Source organism: Robertkochia sediminum, from assembly GCF_016786255.1.
In the GTDB taxonomy this organism is placed as follows: Bacteria; Bacteroidota; Bacteroidia; order Flavobacteriales; family Flavobacteriaceae; genus Robertkochia; species Robertkochia sediminum.
The window spans coordinates 302859-325690 of record NZ_JADMKT010000062.1; the positions used below are offsets into that span (position 1 = coordinate 302859).

At 42.4% G+C, this 22832-nt stretch carries 20 protein-coding genes; 8 read left to right on the plus strand and 12 right to left on the minus strand.

The features are described 5' to 3' along the window. Positions 1–185: 185 nt before the first annotated feature. Entirely contained in the window at positions 186–428 is a 243-nt protein-coding gene (locus IS446_RS01570; protein ID WP_203057708.1) for a DUF2007 domain-containing protein, read from the minus strand. A 59-nt stretch (positions 429–487) separates the two neighbouring features. Then, the gene (locus IS446_RS01575) at positions 488–646 is read right to left on the minus strand and encodes a hypothetical protein (protein WP_203057710.1); all 159 of its coding nucleotides are present in this window, start codon (positions 644–646) and stop codon (positions 488–490) included. Positions 647–778: 132 nt separating this feature from the next. On the opposite strand from IS446_RS01575, the gene rnr reads away from it, so the two are divergent. The 4 genes from rnr (at position 779) to IS446_RS01595 (ending at position 4829) form a co-directional block, all read left to right on the plus strand. Then, the gene (rnr, locus tag IS446_RS01580) at positions 779–2974 is read left to right on the plus strand and encodes a ribonuclease R (RefSeq protein ID WP_203057720.1); all 2196 of its coding nucleotides are present in this window, start codon (positions 779–781) and stop codon (positions 2972–2974) included. A 14-nt stretch (positions 2975–2988) separates the two neighbouring features. Next, positions 2989–3663, plus strand: coding sequence for a head GIN domain-containing protein (locus tag IS446_RS01585; RefSeq protein ID WP_203057722.1), 675 nt, complete (start codon positions 2989–2991; stop codon positions 3661–3663). 87 nt (positions 3664–3750) lie between these two features. Next, positions 3751–4431 (plus strand): LysE family translocator, encoded by a 681-nt coding sequence (locus tag IS446_RS01590; protein ID WP_203057731.1) that lies wholly within the window; start codon positions 3751–3753, stop codon positions 4429–4431. Positions 4432–4445: 14 nt separating this feature from the next. Further along, a complete protein-coding gene (locus IS446_RS01595) occupies positions 4446–4829 on the plus strand; it encodes a DoxX family protein (protein WP_203057733.1) in 384 nt (127 codons plus the stop codon). Here the strand turns inward: IS446_RS01595 and IS446_RS01600 are convergent. From IS446_RS01600 to IS446_RS01625, 6 genes are all read right to left on the minus strand, one after another. Then, a complete protein-coding gene (locus IS446_RS01600; protein WP_203057735.1) occupies positions 4826–6319 on the minus strand; it encodes a hypothetical protein in 1494 nt (497 codons plus the stop codon). The genes IS446_RS01595 and IS446_RS01600 overlap by 4 nt on opposite strands. A gap of 80 nt (positions 6320–6399) precedes the next feature. Beyond that, positions 6400–6915, minus strand: coding sequence for an OmpH family outer membrane protein (locus IS446_RS01605; RefSeq protein WP_203057738.1), 516 nt, complete (start codon positions 6913–6915; stop codon positions 6400–6402). 215 nt (positions 6916–7130) lie between these two features. After that, positions 7131–7973: a class I SAM-dependent methyltransferase gene (locus tag IS446_RS01610; RefSeq protein ID WP_203057746.1), complete on the minus strand. Its 843-nt coding sequence runs from the start codon at positions 7971–7973 to the stop codon at positions 7131–7133. An 82-nt stretch (positions 7974–8055) separates the two neighbouring features. Next, a complete protein-coding gene (mnmG, locus tag IS446_RS01615) occupies positions 8056–9927 on the minus strand; it encodes a tRNA uridine-5-carboxymethylaminomethyl(34) synthesis enzyme MnmG (protein WP_203057748.1) in 1872 nt (623 codons plus the stop codon). 15 nt (positions 9928–9942) lie between these two features. After that, positions 9943–10362: an rRNA maturation RNase YbeY gene (gene ybeY, locus IS446_RS01620; protein ID WP_203057763.1), complete on the minus strand. Its 420-nt coding sequence runs from the start codon at positions 10360–10362 to the stop codon at positions 9943–9945. After that, a complete protein-coding gene (locus tag IS446_RS01625) occupies positions 10355–13660 on the minus strand; it encodes a DUF4175 family protein (protein ID WP_203057771.1) in 3306 nt (1101 codons plus the stop codon). Before IS446_RS01625 ends, ybeY begins: the two co-directional genes overlap by 8 nt. A 176-nt stretch (positions 13661–13836) precedes the next feature. Here IS446_RS01625 and IS446_RS01630 point away from each other — a divergent pair, with 176 nt between their 5' ends. The 3 genes from IS446_RS01630 (at position 13837) to IS446_RS01640 (ending at position 17549) form a co-directional block, all read left to right on the plus strand. Next, positions 13837–14892, plus strand: a complete 1056-nt coding sequence (locus IS446_RS01630; RefSeq protein ID WP_203057773.1) for an alkane 1-monooxygenase — start codon at positions 13837–13839, stop codon at positions 14890–14892. Positions 14893–14954: 62 nt separating this feature from the next. Then, positions 14955–16472, plus strand: a complete 1518-nt coding sequence (gene gltX / locus IS446_RS01635) for a glutamate--tRNA ligase (RefSeq protein WP_203057781.1) — start codon at positions 14955–14957, stop codon at positions 16470–16472. A 147-nt stretch (positions 16473–16619) separates the two neighbouring features. Beyond that, positions 16620–17549 (plus strand): SPFH domain-containing protein, encoded by a 930-nt coding sequence (locus IS446_RS01640; protein ID WP_203057783.1) that lies wholly within the window; start codon positions 16620–16622, stop codon positions 17547–17549. Positions 17550–17598: 49 nt separating this feature from the next. On the opposite strand, the gene IS446_RS01645 is transcribed toward IS446_RS01640, so the two are convergent. The 4 genes from IS446_RS01645 to IS446_RS01660 all read right to left on the minus strand — a co-directional run bounded on the left by IS446_RS01645 (position 17599) and on the right by IS446_RS01660 (position 20375). After that, positions 17599–17808: a hypothetical protein gene (locus tag IS446_RS01645; protein WP_203057785.1), complete on the minus strand. Its 210-nt coding sequence runs from the start codon at positions 17806–17808 to the stop codon at positions 17599–17601. A gap of 11 nt (positions 17809–17819) precedes the next feature. Beyond that, entirely contained in the window at positions 17820–18161 is a 342-nt protein-coding gene (locus IS446_RS01650; protein ID WP_203057787.1) for a phage holin family protein, read from the minus strand. Between the two features lie 39 nt (positions 18162–18200). Continuing rightward, entirely contained in the window at positions 18201–18530 is a 330-nt protein-coding gene (locus IS446_RS01655) for a YtxH domain-containing protein (RefSeq protein WP_203057789.1), read from the minus strand. A 159-nt stretch (positions 18531–18689) separates the two neighbouring features. After that, on the minus strand, positions 18690–20375 hold the full coding sequence (locus IS446_RS01660) for a glutamine--tRNA ligase/YqeY domain fusion protein (RefSeq protein WP_203057791.1): 1686 nt from the start codon (positions 20373–20375) through the stop codon (positions 18690–18692). Between the two features lie 260 nt (positions 20376–20635). Here IS446_RS01660 and IS446_RS01665 point away from each other — a divergent pair, with 260 nt between their 5' ends. After that, positions 20636–22825, plus strand: a complete 2190-nt coding sequence (locus tag IS446_RS01665; protein WP_203057793.1) for a T9SS type B sorting domain-containing protein — start codon at positions 20636–20638, stop codon at positions 22823–22825. Positions 22826–22832: the final 7 nt, after the last annotated feature.

Below are 22832 nucleotides of genomic sequence, written 5' to 3' on the forward strand. Positions count from 1 at the left end.
AAAAGGTTGAAAGGGTCCTGAAAGGTGTTTGGGAAAATGAGCGAAAGGAGAACTGGAAAGGTGAGGGATGTTTTGGAAAGTAGGGCTGGTGGCATGGTGAATCCGGAAAAGCGTTTTGGAAAGGATGGATATGGTGGCGCTGTGAATCCGGGAGGGTTTCAGAAAAAGGGGAGAGGCCTGCGGGATCAAACTACGCGTAGGTGAGAAGCGGGATCTTCGAGGTCGTTAATAAGTTCGGCGACGTAATCGGCGTAGTCCTTATGTACCAGCAAACGTATACCTCCCAAGGCATTCGAATAAAAAGGAGATATCCCTATCATGGTTTCGTTCTCGAAGACATAGGGTATACCTTCTTCCTCCATGATAAAACGCAATACCATGTATTCATGAGGATACGTAAAGGTGGCGATATGTTGAAAATGGGTCACTGCTAATCTATTGATTGTCAGTTCTAAAAATAAGAAAAAAATACGGAGGATAAACAGCCTTATGCATGTTTACCAAGAGAAGTGGTTACTCTTTCGATCTCTGCTGCCTTAGCCTTTTCTTTTTGATCCAGGCTGTAGTTAATATAGCCCGCAAGTGCACCTATCCCCAGAACAAAGAGGATGATAAAGAGCAGTAAGATGCGATAGAATCTTTTCACTTAAGTGGTGGCTTTATTATAAAGACGAATAAGTTCTTTAAACGTTACACTATTTTTAATATTATTTTAACGCTGGAAGTAATTAACAGGAGCTGTTTAATTATTCGTACTTTCGAAGTATAAAATTAGTATATGTCAAAACGTAAAAAGAGATCAGAAAAGCAACGGAAGAATGAGATCACGAAAGGAATCTTTTCTGTTCTTGAGAGTAATCCCGATAAATCTTATAACTACAAACAGATCGCTGCCAGACTGGATATTACCGATACCGCAGGTAGAAATCTCATCATCAAACGATTAGGAGAACTGGTTGGTAAGCAACGTATCGAACAAGTAGAAAAAGGAAAGTACAAAGTAATTCCCAGTCAGAACTATTACGAAGGTGTCGTAGACATGACCGGGAGAAGCAATGCCTATGTGATCTGTGAAGATCTCGATACCGATGTATTCGTACCCCAGAACTTATTGAACAAGGCCCTTCATGGCGATACCGTAGAAGTGTATGTATTTCCCAGACGTCGAAGAGGAAAGAAACTGGAAGGAGAGATCACCAGGATACTTCAACGTAAAAAGACCACCTTCGTAGGGGTGTTACAGATGCAAAAGAATTTTGGCTTCGTACTCACGTCCGACCATAAAATGTACACCGATATCTTTGTTCCCAAGAACAGGATAGGAAAGGCTGAACACGGCGACAAGGTGATCGTTGAGATCAACGACTGGCCAAAGAATGCCGATTCACCTTATGGTACTATCGTAGAAACCCTTGGTAAACCAGGGGAGCACGATACCGAGATGCACGCCATTCTTGCAGAGTATGGATTGCCTTATTCGTTTCCGGAAGAAGTAGAACACTTTGCCAATCAGATAGATACTTCTATTAAACCCGAAGAGATCGCTAAGCGAAGGGACATGCGTGAGGTGCCTACATTTACCATAGATCCTAAAGATGCAAAGGATTTCGACGATGCTTTGTCTTTCAGAAAGATCGATGATGAGTGGTACGAAGTAGGGATCCATATTGCCGATGTATCTCACTATGTACAGCCCGGAACTATTCTCGATGATGAGGCTTACGACAGGGCAACTTCTGTTTACCTGGTAGACAGGGTAGTGCCCATGCTGCCGGAGATCCTGTCGAATAATGCCTGTTCGCTAAGGCCTAATGAAGAAAAATACACCTTCTCTGCAGTTTTTACCATGAATAAGAAAGCAGAGATCAAAGACCAGTGGTTTGGGAGAACAGTGACCTATTCAGACCGGCGATTTGCCTATGAAGAGGCACAACAACTCATAGAGAACGGGGGTACCACCGTACCCGGATCGGTTTCTCTTACAGGGAAGGCTTATGAGGTCGAACCCCATATAGCTCAGGCCATTCAGCTTATGGATAGCATGGCGAAGACCATGAGAAAGAAACGTATGCAGGCTGGTGCTATCTCTTTCGATAAGGTAGAGGTGAAGTTCAACCTCAATGAAGAGAACGAACCGGTAGGGGTGTATTTTAAGACCTCCCAGGATGCCAATAAGATGATCGAGGAATTTATGTTGCTGGCCAATCGCAAGGTGGCCGAATTTATTGGGAAACAGAAAAAGACCTTTGTGTACAGGGTACACGACGACCCGGATGAAGAAAAATTAATGCAGTTACAAGGCGTTATTAAACGTTTTGGATACAGTCTTAATATGAAGAGCAGAAATACCATTACAAGCTCTTTAAACAGCCTTTTAAAAGATGTACAGGGTAAAAAGGAGCAGAATCTCGTAGACACCCTGGCTATAAGAACCATGAGTAAGGCTGAATACACTACGGAAAATATTGGGCATTACGGACTCGCCTTTGATTATTACACTCACTTTACTTCACCCATACGGAGGTATCCCGATGTGATGGTGCACAGACTATTACAGCACTATCTGGACCAGGGAGCTACAGTAAAGGAGGCCGATTACGAAGAGAAGTGTAAGCATTCGTCGAATATGGAATCCCTGGCAGCCAATGCAGAAAGAGATAGTATTAAGTACATGCAGATCAAGTTCATGGAAGATCATCAGGATGAAGACTTCCTGGGAGTGATCTCCGGGGTAACCGAATGGGGGATCTATGTGGAGATCATCGAGAATAAATGTGAAGGAATGATCAGAATACGGGATATCAAAGACGACTATTATGTGTTTGATGAAAAGTTGTATGCCATAGTAGGAGAAGTTACCAAGAATCAATATCAATTGGGAGATGAGGTGTATGTTCGCGTAAAGAATACAGACCTGGTAAAGCGCCATCTCGATTTTTCATTATTGGGTAAAAAGGACGAATATCAACCATAAATAATTAGCGTATCATGAAGCAGTTCATGGCAGCGATCGCAATGTTGATCGTATCATTTGCAATAGCCCAGGATGAGGTGGAATATCCTGTAGACGATTTTTCAGAACTCAAGGTATTTGACGGAATTTCGGTAAAACTAATTCCCGGAAAAGAGAACAAGGTCGTGATCAAAGGAGAAGATGCAAGATCGGTTACGGTAAGATGGGTTCGCGGGAAACTTAAGATCCGTATGGAGATTGAAAAGCTCTTTAGTGGGTATGCCACCTTTGCTGAAGTGTACTACAACAAACCCTTATCGGTATTGGATGTAAACGAGAATGCGCTTATTACCTCAGATGAGGTGATCGATCAGGTCGATCTCGAACTCAGGGCACAGGAAGCAGGTGAGATCGATCTAAAGGTTGCCCTGAAACGGCTACGTGTAAAATCGGTTACCGGAGCGACCATTGCGGTGGAAGGCTCAGCCAAAAATCAGGTGGTCGATGTGAATACCGGTGGTGGTTATGAAGCGGGAAACCTGGAAACCGAGCAAACCGAAGTGGAAGTGAATGCCGGAGGATATGCCGATATCAGGGCCTCAGAATATGTAGACGCTACCGTGCGTGCAGGCGGAAATATTAATATTTACGGGAAACCACGGGTGATAGACCAAACAAAATTTCTCGGCGGAACCATAAAAGAATTTTAAAAAGTAAATTTGTGTTGCGATAGGCCAACCCTTCACGGGTGAACTATGGTCATTATGTTTGCGATCTAATAAAATTGACCCCGTTTCATGATAGAAGATATTGCTTCGGGCATCCCATTAGGAATATTACTCTCTTTTACGATAGGCCCTGTTTTTTTTGTGTTATTAGAAACAGGTGCCCTTAAAGGATTCAGGGCTGCTATGAGCTTTGATGTAGGGGTGGTGTTGGGGGATATCCTCTTTATTCTTATCGCATACTTTAGTACCAACCGGATCCTTGAACGGATTAAGGACGATCCGTCCCTGTTTATTTTTGGGGGTGCGTTACTCATTACTTATGGGGTCATATCGTTTATACGATCTAAGAAGGCCTATAAGAAAGAAGTGGATAAGGATGTGGTCGAAGTGATCAATAAGAACAATTACCTGCATCTTATTCTCAAAGGATTTCTACTCAATTTTATCAATGTGGGAGTGCTTGGATTTTGGTTGGGGATCATTATTATTTTTGGTCCCAGATTAGAGATGAACGAAGGTCGTATCTTCGTCTTTATCAGCTCCATACTCATCACGTATATGCTGGTAGATGCAGTGAAGATCCTTTTGGCAAAACAATTAAAGCACAGGCTCACGCCTTACCTGATCTTCAGGGTCAAAAGGGTGATTAGCCTGGTGTTGATCTTTTTCGGAATGGTATTGATGTTTCAGGGGTTCTTTCCTAAGGAAAAGGAGAAGATCAAAGGAGTAATTGAGAATATTAGAACCTGATAATACCTAGGATTATGTTTTACTTAAAAATGCTTATTCTGCTATTTGTACTGATCACTTTTTTGCAAAGTGGTTTGGATAAGATCACCGATTGGAAAGGGAATGTTACCTGGTTGAACGATCATTTTAAAGACACGGTTATCAAAGGTATGGTGCCAGTTTCCCTCGGATTTATCGTACTGCTGGAGATAGCCACGACAGTGACCACGTTTTTGGCCTTTTATGAGCTGTTTACAGATGGTGGTAGTTATTGGGCACAAATGAGTTTAGTGATCTCAGGAGTTACCCTGTTAATGTTGTTACTAGGGCAGCGACTTGCTAAGGATTACGATGGGGCTAGAACCATAGTGATCTATCTGATGCCTGTCTTTTTCGGGTTATATCTCTTTGCGGCTTAGATCATATTCACTGTTATTCCTTTTTGAGCGCAAAGCCACATATAGTTAAAGAATGACCGCTCCTGATTACGGGTTATCGTGAACTTTTCTTCTTCATTGAGATCCCTCTTTTTTGGCACTATAAAATTAGCGATAGAACTCAGGATCTTTTTGGCTCCACCTGTTTTCTTGTTAACAAGTGTAACCTCGAATTCATCGTAATTAAGGTAGGATCTTCCCTTGGCACTTATATGATCCCCGGAGGCGTTGATGTAAGCATTATTTATAATGCCCTTGTTGGTCATGTTCATGTTCGTTTCGGTAAACGAATTGAACGTGGCAAAATTTACCTTGTGCATGTATAAATGCATGTCGAAATGTGCACTTTCAGAAGCCAGTGGTAGGGTACATGAGCCTTTTACAAGGCCCTGGCTACCTGAATTGGCACTAAAATTTATGAAGACAGTATCTTTTTCGATCGTATTAAGGCGATATATATTGTTTTGTATGTTGTTCAGGGTAACACTACCGTAATTGTTATTTTCCGGCATACGTTCTCCATAGGTTAGTTTACCATTGTTTATAAGTACCGAGTCTAAGGCGATCTTTAGTGGAATGTCATTCAGAAGGGTGGTTAACATGGGCTTTTGTGTATTCTTACGGGCGATATGTTTATCTCTGAATATATCCAGTTGAAGTCCGTTGATGGCGATATGATCAGCCTTGAAAACACTATCAGAAAGTTGGGTGATATCGGGTTGATGGAGTTCAAGGTTGTTAATCGTTCCTGAGATCCAATCGTCCTGATAGGGAATGAATTTACTGTAATTGTATTTGTCATGAGTAGGGCGTAATAAAAGATGTTCTAAGGTCCATTTTTCTTTCGTTAGTTCCATACGGGCCAGGGTTACCCGTGATAGGGTATTCGGTTTAATAATGGTATTTAAGATCGTTAGACGATACGCTCCAATTTTTGGGGGAGCGTTATTTTCCGGGTCTGTTGATAAGTCGGTTATCGCTATTCGGAGACTCGGGAGCGACATCAGGGTATCTTTTGATGTGTCCTGTCGAAGGATCTTTCCGTTATTTAGAAAGATGTGTTTGATCTGTATGAAGGGTTTGTTACTGTCGGTCTCGTTTACCGGGGGCAGGGGTAAGGTATCGTATCGGGTTATGTATAGCAGGGGACTATCGATGATAAGACTGTCTAAACGTACGGTGTTGTTAAAAATATAATCAGAGTAATGAATACCCTGTACTCGTATTTCCGGGATGGTAACCAGGATGGAATCTGTTGCTGTATATGTATTGATCTGCGCTTGTTGAATAGAGATGCTTCTGTTAAGCAGGTCTATTTCAGAATGGTTAGTACTCAGGGTAAAACCCGGAAATTCCAGGTAATTCAATTCTGATATAAATTGTTTCTTTTTGTATTCAACAAAAAGAAAAAGGATCAAGGCGATAAGCAGGAAGACAAGGAAGAACAGGCTTAAGCTTTTACGAGTAGCCATGATGTTCTTATTTAGGTATAATTTAAAAAATAAAACCCTCGTAATGAGGGTTTTATTTAATTATTTAAAGAAGCGAGTTGTTATTTTTCTTCTTTGTATGCGGTGTTCAGGGAACGTAGTACGTCGGCTGTGATATCTTTTGAGTTCTCACCGTAAAATACATTTCCACCTTCATTTTCTGCAAGGATGTATGTGTATCCGTTTTTCTTACCGTAGTCCTTAACGAATGTTCTTACTTTCTTTACGAGTGAATCTACTGCTTGTCCGCTCTCCTGACTAAGGAGCTGTTCTTCGTTTTGGAATTGTTGAGCGAGTTGTTGGCGCTTTTGCATCAATTCGTTGTATTTTTCCTGTGCTTTGTTCTGACTCATTTTCTGAGCGCTGTTTTGGAACGACTGGATCTCTTGTTGAAGAACGGCAGAAGAACTATCTAATTTTTGTTGGAACTTTTCGAATTTTACTTTGTACTTATTTTCTAGATCGATCTTCTCCTGGTATTCTTTGATCAGTTTGGTATTATCAACAAAAGCGATCTTGTCTTGGTTACATGAAGCAGCAAGCATCGCGGTAAGCAAAATTAAGGGAAGTTTTTTCATGAATAGGTTTTTGTTTTGTCTACGCCCAAAAATAGAAATTCTGGAGGGTTGAGGGTAGGGTTGTGCGTTTATTTTATGTTATAGATTTTACTTATAGATTTTTTAATACACATCAAAGTCTTTTATTTAAACTAACGTATTTAAACGACTTTTAAGCTATGTTTATAACTTTTTGAAGTAAGTTATCGTCTACTTAAAGTAAACCGTCTTAGATCTTATTTATTTGTGTTTTTACGGATAATATAGATCAAAGAAGAGCATTCACCATCAAAAAGTGAATTCAGGTTAGAAATGCTTCCGGTAATCGTGGCGCGTAAGGTGGTAAGTGAGTTTTTTCTGTATTTCTCACTAAGCAGACTTACATAGTAAGCGTCGAAATACATAGGTAAGATTTTTACTACATTTAATTTATGAGCCATACAAAGATTTTGAACGGAGCTTTTATCGTAGTGCCATAGATGTCTTGGTACATCATATCCTGCCCATTCTGGTCCGTAGTATTTTGCATCCCAACTTTTATAATTTGGCAAGGCGATGATAAGTGTTCCATGATCTGTTAGACGTTCCCTTAGTTTAGCAATGGTTTCATCCGGCTCATAAAGATGTTCCAAAACATGCCATAACGTGATCACGTCATATTGCGTTTCTGTTTCTTCTATGGATTTTATAATATGCAATCCTTTTTTACTAGCAATGCCTGCAGCTTTTGGATTAATCTCTATTCCTGTTTTCTGGTATGCTTTGGGCAGGTGATCCAGGAAGTCTCCTGTTCCACATCCAACATCCAGAACATTATGAATTTGATGCTGATATGTATTAAGGATACGCTCCTTTCGATTTAGATTGATCGATTTAATGGTTCGGTAGATCCTAGCAAAGAGGCCGGGTGCGGAATCGTCATGAGATAAATATTCCTCAGATTCGTAGTAGCGACCAATTTTTTCTTGTTCAGGTTGGGGTAGTGTCTTTAGAATGCCATAGGGAGGTACGGCTTTCAGTGTAAAGTTTTCTTTACTTAGGAAGTGATCTTTAACCTGAATGGATTTAGGTGTTTTCATGGGGTAAACTTACAGTAATTAGGTGGTAAAAAAAATAGCGTTCCACGTGGAACGCTATTTTTTTATTTTTACATGAGGTTAATTAGCGACCCATATATACAAGCATAACAGAAATATCACTTGGTGAAACACCACTAATTCTTGATGCCTGGGAGAGTGTCTTTGGCTGGATGCTTTTTAATTTTTCTCTGGCTTCGAATGAAAGTGATTTCAGTTTGTTGTAGTCAAAGTTATCAGGGATCACAATATTCTCTAAGCGATTCAGCTTGTCTGCATTGTTCTTTTCTTTTTCAATGTATCCTGAATATTTTACCTGGATCTCGGTTTGTTCCAATACCTCACTATCGAGAGCGTGCGCGGTAATATATTGATCAACTTCCGGTAGTCTTCGCATATGATCCAGGGTAACTTTTGGACGGCTATAGATCTTGAACATCTTGTCGGATTGTTTCATCGGTGAGGAGTTCAGATCTTCCAAAATAGGATTTATGGCCTCGGGGGTTACGCTGGTATTTTTAAAGAAATGGATGAAATCTTTCGCTTGTGTTTCTTTTTCCTCCATACGTTCCATACGGTCCTTTTTAGCAAGTCCGATCTCAAATGATCTTGGAGTCAGTCGGAGGTCGGCATTGTCCTGTCTAAGTAGCGTACGGTATTCTGCTCTTGAAGTAAACATTCGGTATGGTTCTTCGGTACCCTTTGTGATGAGGTCGTCGATAAGTACACCGATATATGCTTCGTTTCGTTTGAGGATAAAGGGATCTTTCTCTGCACATTTCAACGCAGCGTTGACTCCCGCCATTAGGCCCTGGGCAGCTGCCTCTTCGTAACCTGTGGTTCCGTTGATCTGTCCGGCGAAATATAGACCGGAGATCAGTTTGGTTTCGAGGGTATGTTGTAGCTGCGTAGGTGGGAAGTAGTCGTATTCGATGGCATATCCCGGACGGAAGAATTTGACGTTTTCGAATCCGTCAACAGAACGCAAGGCTTTGTATTGAACATCTTCCGGAAGGGAAGTAGAGAATCCGTTTACATATACCTCTACCGTATCCCAACCTTCGGGCTCTACGAATAATTGATGTCTGTCTTTATCTGCGAAGCGGTTGATCTTGTCTTCGATGGAAGGGCAGTATCTGGGTCCAATACTTTTAATACGGCCATTGAACATAGGAGAACGATCGAATCCTTCACGCAAGAGATCGTGTACCTCGGGTGAGGTATAAGACATATAACAATCGCGTTGTTGGGTGAGGGGTCGGGTTATGTTGGAGTAGGAGAATTTTTCCGGATGTTCATCACCTGGTTGAACAGTCATTTTACTATAATCTAATGATCTTCCGTCTACTCTTGGTGGTGTACCGGTTTTCATGCGACCTGCGTCAAAACCATATTTAATGAGATCTTCTGTAATACCTGTTGCTGCGCGTTCTCCTGCTCGTCCGCCACCAAATTGTTTCTCTCCAATATGGATGAGCCCGTTAAGAAAAGTACCATTGGTAAGTACTACGGTTTTAGCGTATACTTCCATGCCAAGTGAGGTGCGTACGCCTTTGATCTGGTCGTCTTCTATGATCAACCCGGAAACCATATCCTGATAAAAATCCAGGTTAGGGGTTTGCTCGAGCATCAATCGCCAGGTTTCTGCAAAGCGCATTCTGTCGCTTTGTGCTCTGGGAGACCACATGGCCGGACCTTTAGATTTGTTAAGCATCTTGAATTGTATAGCCGTTTTATCGGTTACAATTCCGGAGTATCCACCCATTGCATCGATCTCGCGAACGATCTGTCCTTTTGCAATTCCTCCCATGGCAGGATTACAGGACATTTGAGCAATGTTTTGAAGATTCATCGTAATGAGTAGGGTAGAGGCACCCATATTGGCAGCAGCTGCAGCAGCTTCTGAACCTGCATGGCCTCCGCCTACAACGATCACATCATAGGTTTGACTAAACATAGTGCAATTTTATTTTTAATGTTCCACGTGAAACAGCGCCATCTTTTCTTCTTCTTTGGCGCGCATTTGTTGGCTTTCTTTTTCGGTCTTATCCTTATATCCGCAATAATGAAGTACACCATGTATCATTACGCGTTTAAGTTCTTCCTGGAAGCTTACAGCAAATAAGTCGGCATTTTCGCTTACCCTTTCAACAGAAATAAAAATATCACCGCTAATGGTCTTGCCATCGGTGTAATCAAAACTGATGATGTCTGTTAGGGTGTCGTGGTCGAGGTATTCAATATTAATGCGGTGCAAGTACGCATCATCGCAAAAAATGTAATTGATCGCTCCGCAGGAAAGTCCTTCAGATGCAACAGACTTTTGGATCCATTCACGGTAAATGGATTCTTGTTCTAATGTGAAGTCGGTCTCGTAGTGAAAATCAATCATTCCCTTTAAAATAGCGCTGTACTTTTTGTTTGTAGATTTCGCGCAAAGGTAAGACTTGTCTTTGTAAAATCTCAAGCTCCTGATAAGATTCTTGAGTCTCAGGTGATTGATTAGAAGAGTTTTGTGTGTATTCCTTACGGTTTGTGGTGCTTTTACGTTCGTTTTGCTCCCCTTGAAGCTTTTCTGCCTGCTCTAATTCCATCAGGCGATGCTTCAGGTTTTGCATTTGTCGAAGGGTACGCTCACTGTAACCGTTGTTTAAAAGCGCATTCTCTGTACGCTCCATTTGTCGTAGTAATTCGTCGGCACGTTTACGTTCAGATTCTCCCGTTATATTTTTTAGTTGTTGCTTTAATGCTTCCCGAAGTTGTTGCTGTTGTTTGTAGATCTCAAATAGTTGTTCTGCATTTTCTTCACCTTGCTGTTGACCACCATTCTCACCTTTACCTTCACCTTCCTGTTCAGAAGGTTTTTGGCCATCCTGGTTTTTGTCGCCCTGTGATGGCTTCATTCCCTTTTGCATTTGCTCGTTGAGCTGTTCTTGCGACTTAATGATGTCGGGTAATTGAAAACTGTTTTCACCAGATCCCTGGCCCATCATCATGTTTTGCATTTGATCCATGGTGTTGCTTAAAAAGTCAGACAGATTGTTAGCAGCAGTAAGGGTATACTGTTGGTGGGTGACACCTTGATAGTATTGATTGTCGGCAAAACGTTCAAGTGCCTTGTTCATATTGTAATATACCTCGGTGATGTTGTTGTTCACCATTTCTCCAATATCCGGTTGTCTCAGGCTTAAAGCGAAAAGACTGTCATCTATGTGTTCAAAAAGTGCCTTAAGGTCGTTTTGTGCTTTTAGTTGCTGTGGTAATTGTGCCGTTTCCTGGTTGAAGGTGTTTAGGGTTTCCATGATCTCCTCCTGGTCAAATGTGAACTTGAGAAGATTATCGAGAATTTGCCGAAGCGTTGTGATATCCTCATTTAGGGTTGTAGCCCCTTCCATGCTCATAGCCGATTGCATTTCATTGGCCATTTTCTTTAATTTTTGAGCCGCCTTTTTTTGAGGAGAAGATGCTTGGGATGAATCGGCAGGTGTACTAAGTTTATCCAGCGCCTCTTTTTGGTCTGTTTTGATCTCATCTTCCTGGCGTTCATCCGTACCAAGATCCATGGGTTTTTTTAACTGCTGATTCTCTTTTTCCAGCACGCGTAATTCTTTTGCTGTTTTTTCGAATTTTTGATTCAGTTGGCTTTGTTCTTCTTTCTCGTTTTCTGTTTTGTAATTAGCCAAACTATCCTGGGCCTTTGCCTGCTCTTCTAATGCCTGGCGTATGTTTGCAGCCCTGGTTTGTACATAATAGCGCTTGGTAAGCTCTAATACCTGTTCTAAACTTCTTTTGTTGCTTTGCTGTTTTTTGGCTAATTCTTCCAGTTTTTGCTCCAATTCTTGTTTATTGAGCTTTTCTGTGTATTTATTTAATTCTTCCAGAAGCTTTTCGTTCTTTTCGATCTCCTCTTGTTGTCTTTCAAGACGCTCTTTTAGAAGCTCGTTAAATTCTTCGGTCTGGGGAGTTTCTCCCGGAAAGGTGTTCAGATCGTCTTGTAGCTTTTTCGTATACTCCTTCATAAGGGCCTCCTGCTGTTGTTGCCTGTCGAGGAAGTTTTGAAGCTTACGTTGATCGTTATAGTTTAATTCGTTCTTTTGGCGGTTTATATTCGTTATTTCCTCAAGCTTTTCCCCTTGAATTTGCATCTCCTTCAGGGATTTGCCCAGGTCTTTTAGTTGTTCTTTTTGGCGGTCTAATTGCTCTTTTTCCACAGCATTTTGTGTAAGCTTAAAGAATGCATACACACTGCTTTTTGCCGATTTCCCTCCCGGACGTAATCCGTCGTTATCGGTTACCCGGAAGTAATACAGGTAATTCTTCCCTGGTTCAAGGCTTAGATTCCCCGGAAATGTATAGCGAAACTTATCAATATTACCCTTAGGACGGCTAAGTACTATTGAGGTTTCAGCAGAAAGATCATCTTCAGGATAAACCACGAGTTCCAGTTTGGATAGTCCGTAGTCGTCGCTTATCTCCCCTGTGATCACCTGAGTGTTTATATCTTCCGCTGATTCGTCACGTTTGGTGCTGATCTTTGGAGCCTGATCGCGGATCACATTGATGTGAAATCCAAGCCATTCGTATCGCTGTAAATAATTGTTACTACTGCTGATTGCGTAGTTCATCGATTTATATACCTTATGGTATATTTTAAATTCGTTTGCGTTTTTAGCAAATGGCTTTACGGTATCCGGAAGCATTAATTCGACCCTTTCAGTATTCCGTGCACGTACATTCCAGGTGATCTTTGTGCCTTCCGGTACTGTAGCATTTCCCGAATTGTCCAGTTTTTCATCTTTTCTTCCGGTATATCCGGGAAAATCCAGTAGCATGTCAAAATGCAATAAGGACGGTACGGGAAGTACCTTTAGCGTATAGGGACCGTTAACCACGCCATTGGCCGTTAAATAGAATTGGGTGTTTCCTTTTTTGGGTTGCAGGGTATATTCAAAAATTCCCGATCTGTTCGGTTGCATATAGCTCAGTTTGCCTTCCCGTTCCAGTTGAACCATTTCCGGAGCGATATTCCCCTTGGTGGTTACTCTTAACCGAAACGCTTCCCCTTCAACAGCCGTTAAAGAATCGTTCAGGATCTCAAAATGAAAGGGTGCCGGCGGGGCATAAGCTGTGGTATGATCTACCATGCGATTATAACTGTCCTTAAAAGAAATTGCCTTCCCGCTTAACCATACCAAAAGTAGTATGGCCGCTGGTAATGTCAGGTATTTGAGGTATTTGATATTAGCGCTTAATTGGATGGCTTTTTGAAAAGGGATCGGTTTTAATTCTTCGGAACGTTGAGCGATGCTCGCCAGGAGTAATTCGTTCTTTTCAGATTGGGCATTGAGCTGAAGCAAATTCACCAATTTGTCATTTACTTCCGGAAAATGAGCGCCTATAAGCCTTGATGCGGTGAGTTCGTCAAGTCCTTTTCTGATCTTGAACAGGTACAACAAGGGAATAATGATAAATCGCACGAATAAAAAAAGTTCTACGGCGATAAAGCTCCAGAATAATACCCGGCGTAATCCGGGAGAAAGCCATAAGAAATATTCAACAGCCAGGGTGATTAAGAAATAGCATCCGCCCACCGACAAGAACATGATCATACCACGCAAGAGCATGCCTGTATAGTATTTCCTGAAAAAGGCATCCAGCTTGTTCTTTATATTTCTAATGTGATCTTCCATTTAATTGATCCTGTTACCTGTTTTTGGGAATAAATCTATGCACAGGAAATTGATCCCTGCCTGCTTGCTCAGGGCTTTTAAGCTGCCCTTAAAGCCCTGTATGCATTAAAATTACAATTTTAAGCAGGAAATCATATTTTAGTAGTGTTTAAAGTTCTTGTTAAAATTTTAGTGATATGAAATGGTCTGACCTCAAATATTTGGCAGCTTACTGCTTTCCGCTGGTAGCTATTGCCGGCTTTTTGGCCGGAGGTATATTTTATTGGGCTACGCCTGTGTTCGCATTCGTACTGGTTCCCATTTTGGAGATCACCTTTCCCGTAGATGCAAAGAATCTGGATAATGAAGATAAAGAGCAGCGTAAAGCCCATTGGTTCTTCGACCTCTTACTTTACCTGAATTTACCCCTTATCTACGGATTACTCGGCTACAGTTTATGGATGCTCACAGTGTCTGATCTTAGTGTCGCCGAAATAGGCGGAATTATTTTTTCCTGTGGCTTTGTCATGGGATCTAACGGAATTAATGTGGCTCACGAATTGGGTCACCGACAGGATCGTTTTTCAAGAACAATGGCCAAGATCCTGTTGTTACCCTCCTTGTACACCCATTTTTATATTGAGCACAATTTTGGTCATCATCTAAATGCTGCTACCCCTGAAGATCCGGCTACCGCAAGGCTTAACCAGACCGTTTATTCTTTTTGGTTTACCTCTGTAATCCGGCAATATTTCAGTGCCTGGCGTATTCAGTTGCGATTATTGAAGAATGAGGGGAATGCATTTTTTTCTGTAAAAAATGATATGCTTTGGGGAGGTATCGTCCAGGTGTGTTATCTGGTATTGGTAGGCTTTATCTTTGAACCATATACGGCTTTTTACGCTCTGGCGATTGCCGTTGTGAGTTTTGTATTACTCGAATCGATCAATTATATCGAGCATTACGGTTTGCTGAGAACCAAATTGGACAGTGGGCGATACGAAAGGGTGAAAGCCATTCATTCATGGAATTCCAATCATATCATGGGTAGGATCATGCTGTACGAACTAACCCGCCATAGTGATCATCATTACAGGGCCTCAAAAAAATACCAATTGCTGGACAACCATTTAGAAAGTCCGCAAATGCCCTATGGCTATCCAACCTCTATGGTCCTTTCCTTATGTCCGCCCTTGTGGTTTTACATTATGAACAAACGCATTCCTGAGGCCATGAAGGTCGATCCGGCATAAGGATTCGGTCTGTGTCGGTGGACTTTTATCCGTGAACGCTTATCTTTGCCAAAAATTTTGAAATGACTAAGCCAGTTCGCGTTCGTTTTGCGCCCAGTCCTACCGGGCCTTTGCATATAGGTGGGGTAAGAACAGCATTATTTAATTACCTCTTCGCTAAAAAACACGGCGGTACCTTTGTGTTGCGTATAGAAGATACCGATCAAAACCGCTACGTAGAGGGGGCAGAAGAGTATATTATTTCTTCGCTTAACTGGTGCGGAATGCCCTTTGATGAAGGCCCCGGAAAAGAAGGTTCCTTTGGACCTTACCGTCAGAGCGAGCGTAAAAGTCTGTATCAAAAGTACGCCGGCATCCTTTTAGAAAAAGGCCATGCGTATTACGCCTTTGATACGCCGGAAGAATTGAATGCACTGAGGAAGACCTATGAGGAAAAAGGTGATACGTTTATCTACAACTGGCATAACCGAAATGAACTTCAAAACAGTCTTTCCCTTTCACAGGATGAAGTGAATGCGCGCATTGAAAGGGGAGATCATTACGTTATACGTTTCAAATCGCCTCAAGACGAGAAGGTTCGTTTTACAGACCTGGTAAGGGGCTCAATGGAGATAGACAGTAATGTTCTTGACGATAAGATCCTGTTCAAAAGTGATGGGATGCCAACCTACCATCTAGCGAATATCGTTGATGACCACCTTATGGAGATCACCCACGTGATCAGGGGTGAAGAATGGCTTCCATCTCTGGCACTGCACGTATTGCTTTATCGTGCTTTTGGTTGGGATAGCCCTGAGTTCGCACACCTTCCGCTAATTTTAAAGCCTGCAGGAAAAGGCAAACTGAGTAAGAGGGACGGAGATAAATTAGGATTCCCTGTATTCCCGCTGGAGTGGAAGGACCCTGCAAGTCAGGAAATTTCTAAAGGCTATCGCGAAGAGGGGTATTTTCCTGAGGCTGTGGTTAACTTCCTTGCTTTACTGGGTTGGAATCCGGGAACCGATCAGGAGATCTTTAGTATGGAGGCGCTTATTAATGCCTTTGATATCGCGAGAGTAAATAAGTCTGGGGCGCGTTTTGATCCCGATAAGATCAAATGGTTTAACCAACACTACCTGCAGGAAAGTGATAATGGTGTTGTTGCTGAACTTTTTGGCAAGGAATTGGAAAAACACGGCGTAGAGCCTGATGCCGACTACGACCAAAAGGTGGTGGGATTGCTCAAGGAGCGTGCAGTTTTCGCAAACGATCTGTGGGATCTGGGCAGTTATTTTTACCAGGCGCCGGAAGCGTATGATGCGAAAGCCTCGAAAAAGAGCTGGAAGGAAAATACCAAAGAGTATATTCTAAAGGTAGCGGAAGTACTTAGAAATACCGAAGATTTCTCTTCAGAAAACACCGAAAAGGTGGTAAAAGCCTGGATCGCCGAGAATGAATTAGGATTCGGACAGGTAATGCCTCCGCTTAGATTGTCGTTGGTGGGAGCTATGAAAGGGCCACATGTATTCGATATTGTGGAACTGCTCGGTAAGGACGAAACCTTAGCGCGAATGAAGAAGATCTGTGATGTTCTGGGATAAGGAACTTTTACTCTAATGATATTTAAGCCGGGATGTTCCCGGCTTTTTTTATGAGAACAATTCGGCCACAGGCAGTTAAGTGTAAATAATGCTTAGACGTAGGAATTTTATTTCGTAATTTCATCACATGATCAAAATCCTTTAACAATGAGCTTTTATTATTTACCGTTTATAATTGTTACGACCCTGGTGATCGGGTTTGGAACCTTATTTATTGTCAAGCAGCAAACCGCGGCTGTGATCGAGCGTCTGGGACGTTTTCACAGTATTCGTAATTCCGGTTTACAATTAAAGATCCCCGTGATAGACCGTATTGCCGGAAAATTAAGTCTCAAGATCCAGCAATTAGATGTTATTGTAGAGACCAAAACGCTAGACGACGTTTTTGTTAAACTAAAAGTTTCTGTGCAATATGTGGTGATACGCAGCAAGGTCTATGAGGCGTTTTATATGCTTGAATATCCGCACGAACAAATAACTTCTTATGTTTTTGACGTTGTGCGTGCAGAGGTGCCTAAAATGAAGCTTGATGATGTATTTGTAAAGAAAGATGACATTGCTATTGCGGTAAAAGCAGAATTGCAGGATGCCATGCTGGAATACGGGTATGACATCATTAAAACCCTTGTAACCGATATTGACCCCGATGCGCAGGTAAAAGCTGCCATGAACCGTATTAATGCTTCGGAGCGGGAAAAGATCGCTGCACAGTTCGAAGGAGATGCGGCAAGAATTCTTATTGTGGAAAAAGCAAAAGCCGAGGCCGAAAGCAAGCGTTTGCAAGGGCAGGGTATTGCCGACCAAAGGCGTGAGATCGCCCGTGGACTCGAAGAATCGGTAGAAGTTTTAAATAAGGTAGGCATCAATTCTCAGGAAGCCTCGGCCCTGATCGTGGTCACCCAGCATTACGATACCTTACAGGCTATAGGTGAAGAGACCAATACGAATCTCATCCTGCTCCCGAATTCTCCACAGGCCGGAAGTGATATGCTTAACAATATGGTTGCTTCATTTACAGCAAGTAATCAGATAGGCGAGGCCATGAAAAAACAGAATGAAGAAAAGGATAATAGCTGATCTACAGGTAAGCAGCATCCTGAAAAAGCCCGGTTTATCCGGGCTTTTTTTATTTGAAAAGTTTGTTCATGATCCTGAAGATCAATGCTTTTTTGGCCATGGCACCCGCGACGGAACCCACCACACTAAAGATACTTAGTTGACTTCGCGCAGCGTCGTATTCCTGAGAAATGTGTGCTTTCTCCAGTTGTGCTTCTGTTTTGAGGATCTCCAGTTGGAGGTCGATCTCTTCGAAAGAATTATAGATATTTTTACTCATAATGCCGGGCGTTAATCAAAGAATTCTTTAGACGACTCCCGTAAAATATACCGGTTGAGACGTTTTTTTAAGATCGCCATAAAAAGAACCATCAGGAATATATAGAATCCGCCCACGATCACGAAAGCCAGTGGTACACTGCCTACCGCATCGGCCAAAGACCAGGCCACTGCCATGGAAAAGAAGATAATAGCCAGAAATACGATACTGCCCACTATAAGGTAAGAGGTCATAGCAGTAACGCCCTTCATGATCTTTTTGAACAGGCTTAACTTATAGTACTCCAGCTGCTTGACCAGATATTCCTGGCTGTGGTCGTTTATGTGCTGGACATTTTCCCTTAAATTGCTCAAAAGCGTTGTTTTAGATGATCCGGAAATGAACCCTAAGGCTTACTTCTGTAATTTATGGGTTTGAGCCTTGAGGTCTTTAAGTTTTGATTCTAAAGCCTCAATAATATCTTCCGATTTATAGCTCATGCTGGAGAGTGCATTCTCCAGGTTGGAGTCAAATCGCGATTTGGCCTCACTGAGCTTATGGCTCATATCGGCCTGGGTCTCTTTTAGCTGGCGCTCCATTTCCTGTTGGGCTTCCTTAGCTTTCTTTTTGATCTTTTTTCGGGTGTCTTCGCCTTTTTCAGGAGCGTATAACAACCCGATACCTGCACCGATCACGGCTCCGGTGAGCAGTGCGATAATGGTATTTCCTGTGTTATTGTTCATAATGATATGTTTTAACGGTTTTCTATAGTTAAATTAAGAAATTATGGTCGTTTCGCCATAAAAAAGTAAAGCTAATAGCCTAACAATGAGTTAAATACGATAAAATAAAAAAAGCACCCGATAAAGGGTGCTTTTCAACTATGCTAAGTGGCTTGAGGATCAGGATTTATTCTCGATCTTCGCCCAACTGTCTCTTAATCCTACCGTTTTATTAAATACGATCTTTTCTTCGGTACTATCGCGGTCTACGCAGAAATATCCAAGTCGCTGAAATTGATAGCGCTCCTCAGGTTGCGCGTTCTTAAGGCTTGGTTCGGCATAAGCCGTGGTTACCTTTAAGGATTCCGGATTGATGAAATCCATAAAATCCTTTTCCTTGTCTTCTTCAGGTTCTGCCACTGAGAATAAACGGTCGTAAAGACGCACTTCAACGGGAACGGCCTTGGCAACCGATACCCAGTGAAGGGTACCTTTTACTTTTCGGGTACTTTCCGGAGTTCCACTACCACTGCGGCTAAGCGGATCGTAAGTACAGTGTACTTCGGTAATATGACCGTCTTCATCTTTAACCACCGATTCGGCTTTGATAATGTAGGCATTCTTAAGCCTTACTTCACCACCGAGCTTGAGGCGGAAGAATTTTCTGTTGGCCTCTTCGCGGAAGTCTTCTCTTTCAATATAAATTTCTCTGGAGAAAGGCACCTTTCTGTAGGTTAGCGGATCTTCTTCAGGATTGTTTTCTGCTTCCAGTTCTTCGATCTGTCCTTCCGGATAGTTGGTGATAACCACCTTGATCGGATCAAGTACGGCCATTACCCGTGGAGCGATCTTATTCAAATGCTCTCTGGCACAGAATTCAAGCAGGGAAACATCGATAAGGTTCTCACGTTTTGCAATACCGATGGTATCGGCAAAGTTCCTGATCGATTCCGGAGTATACCCTCTTCTTCGCAATCCGCTAATAGTAGGCATACGCGGGTCATCCCAACCGGTAACCACGCCTTCCTGCACCAGGCGCAGGAGTTTACGCTTACTTACAACGGTATGGCTCAGATTTCTGCGGGCAAATTCACGCTGTTTCGGACGAACCTTGTTCGTGTCGTAAACCTGGTCCAAAAACCAGTCGTATAATTCGCGGTGCATAGCAAACTCCAGTGTACAGAAGGAATGTGATACTTGTTCGATATAATCACTTTCTCCGTGCGTCCAGTCATACATCGGGTAGATGCACCAATCGTTTCCGGTACGGTGATGTTCCTTGTGCATGATGCGGTACATGATCGGATCGCGCATAAGCATATTTTGATGCGCCATGTCGATCTTGGCCCTAAGCACATGTTCACCGGCCTGGAATTCCCCGTTTTTCATTTTTTCGAATAGTTCCAGATTCTCTTCAACGCTTCTGTTGCGAAACGGACTGTCACTTCCGGGAGTGGTAGGGGTGCCTTTTTGTTGTGCAATGGTGGCAGCATCCTGACTATCTACGTAGGCCTTTCCCTGTTTGATGAGAATAACCGCCCAATCGTACAATTGCTGGAAATAGTCGGAGGCATAACATTCTTTATCCCATTCAAATCCCAGCCATTCCACATCTCTCTTGATCGCATCGACAAATTCACGCTCCTCCTTTTCAGGATTCGTGTCGTCAAAGCGAAGATTTACGGGAGATTGGTAGTCTAATCCCAATCCGAAGTTCAAACAAATAGAACTGGCATGTCCTATATGCAGGTAACCGTTAGGTTCCGGAGGAAATCGAAATCTCAGGTTGTTTTTGTCAAAGCCACCGCGAAGATCTTCTTCTATGATGTGCTCGATAAAATTCAGTGATTTTACTTCTTCTGCCATTACAGTGATTTAGTCCGGCAAAATTAAGAAATTCGAAGATTTTTGAGAGTTATTAACAGTAATATTCAAATATTACGTGAATACCGATTGGTATATCGAAAAAAAGTTATATCGGAAAACCCTTATAACCAATAAGTTGATGTATAAAATAGGAGAATTCACCACATTTATCAACGATTGTTGAAAAATTCTAATAACTTTACCAAAATTAAGCGAAATAGGTTTACTTTGTATTTGCCCAAATTAACACTTATTTTATAATGAAAGCCCTACAGCCCCAAAGATTAATACATCTGCTTTTTGCGGCCCTCACTTTTGCGGGGGTAACCGCTGGCGCTGCGCAAACGCTGAACAAACCTACTCCAGACTTCTCAAATGCTTGTGCTTCTTCGTCGTTTAACGATTTTGCTATTTCATTTACCTGGCTGGCACCCGCAGTAAACTCCGATAACCAATTTATCCTTGAATTATCTGATGCGAACGGATCGTTTGATTCGCCGCTTGTACTCTCTACATTGTCAGATAAAAATTCAACATATGAATTCAAATTCAACATTAATTGGCCTCAGGATACCGCAGGTGATTCTTACAAAGTACGCGTGCGTAGTACGAGTCCTGCAAAAACGAGTCCCGAAAGTGACGCCTTTTCTGCCTATTATATGGCTGTTAACCAGGCGCTTATCATAAATAATTTCCAGGAAGCTTCTATATGCGATGGAAATTCGTATGTACTTAGTGTTGATAATTACCCCGATGAGCCCTCGTACAATTGGTATAAGGACATGACGCTCATTCCGGGAGAAAAATCGGCCTTTCTCGAAGTGACCGAACCCGGAATTTATTTTGCTGAACTGGACTACGGAGACCATTGCTCGGTGTCTACCGCTTCTAACCTTGTTGAGGTATATCAGGAAAGTGCCGTGGGCATTACTTTGGAGGGAGTTGCTTCCATTAACCTTTGCCAAGGCGATGTGTATACCCTCACTGCCAATATTAACGGTGCCAACTATGTGTATCAGTGGTATAAGGATGGAACCTTATTGGTTGAGAACGATAGCTACACCTACGATGTAGATGCCTCTACTCCCGGATTTGAAGGGGAGTACTATTTGGTTATCCAGGATAAACTAACAGCCTGTGAAGAAACTTCGAATACGATAACTATCGGTTCTACCGGATTTGATGCAGGGATCAATACACCAGACGGTGTGGTATTGCTACCAGGTGCTAATGTAAATCTGGAAGCTACTACGAATGCTGGTTCTGCAACTTACGAATGGTACAAGAACGATGTGCTCATCTCCGGTGAAACTGCGGCTCAATTAGCAGTGACAACACCCGGAACATACAAAGCAAAAGTGATCGCCAGCGGTTCTTGTGTCACTGAAAAATTTACTCCCGAAGTAGTGGTGATCGTTCCTGAGAACTACATTGTTGCTGTAGATGCCTCATCTTACAGCGAATGTATGACGGGATCACTGACCCTGGCCCTGGAATCGGTTAATGCCGTAGCCGGAGGAGAAACCTATGCGCTCGGTGAAAATGCACTGGGACTGTTCAATTATCAATGGACTCGAGATGGTGCTGCAATTGCAGGTGAAACCAACCGAACCCTTACCATTAGCGGACAGGACGCTTCCGGAAGTTACAATCTCAATGCTACCGTTGATGCACAGACCTACGCTGCTCAGGCTGTTGACGTGAGAATGGGGATCACAGAAACCCCCGCGATCACGAGTCCGATAGCGATCACATGTAATGACGGAACCTTATTCGATATCACTTCGAACATGACCGATACAGGCTATACCTATGTGTGGTACAGAAACGGGGTTGCCTTAACAGAAGACGGAACCTCCCTGCAAACATCACTTCCCGGAACCTATGTATTGGAAGTAGGATCTAACGGATGTACTGTTGCCTCTAATGAGGTGATCGTTGAGGAGATCAATACCGATATGGTACAACTCGATGTGCCGGAGAAGTTCTCTATCCCTGAAGGCGAGAGCAGAACAGTGAATGCCACCGGAGGAGATAGCTATGTATGGTACGATGCCAATTACCAGGAATTAAGTGTTACTTCATCGGTAACCCTTACCGAAGAAGGACAATATATGCTTATGGCTAAGGTGGGTAACTGCGATGTGATGAAAACCATCGAACTTACCTATCAGCTAAGCTATTCGGTACCTAATGCGATCACGCCAAACGGGGACGGATTCAACGACCTGTGGATATTACCTTCGGCTTACGCCTATCAGCCCGATATCCAGGTGAACATCTTTGATGAGAGTGGCGTTCAGGTATTCTCTGCTATAGAGTATCAGAATAACTGGCCACAATCGGTAGACAATATGACCTATAAAGGAGGAAGACCTCCTATCTATTACTATACGATCTCGAAAGGGAAGGAAATTGTAAAACGCGGAACGATAACCGTGGTAAAATAGCCTAAAA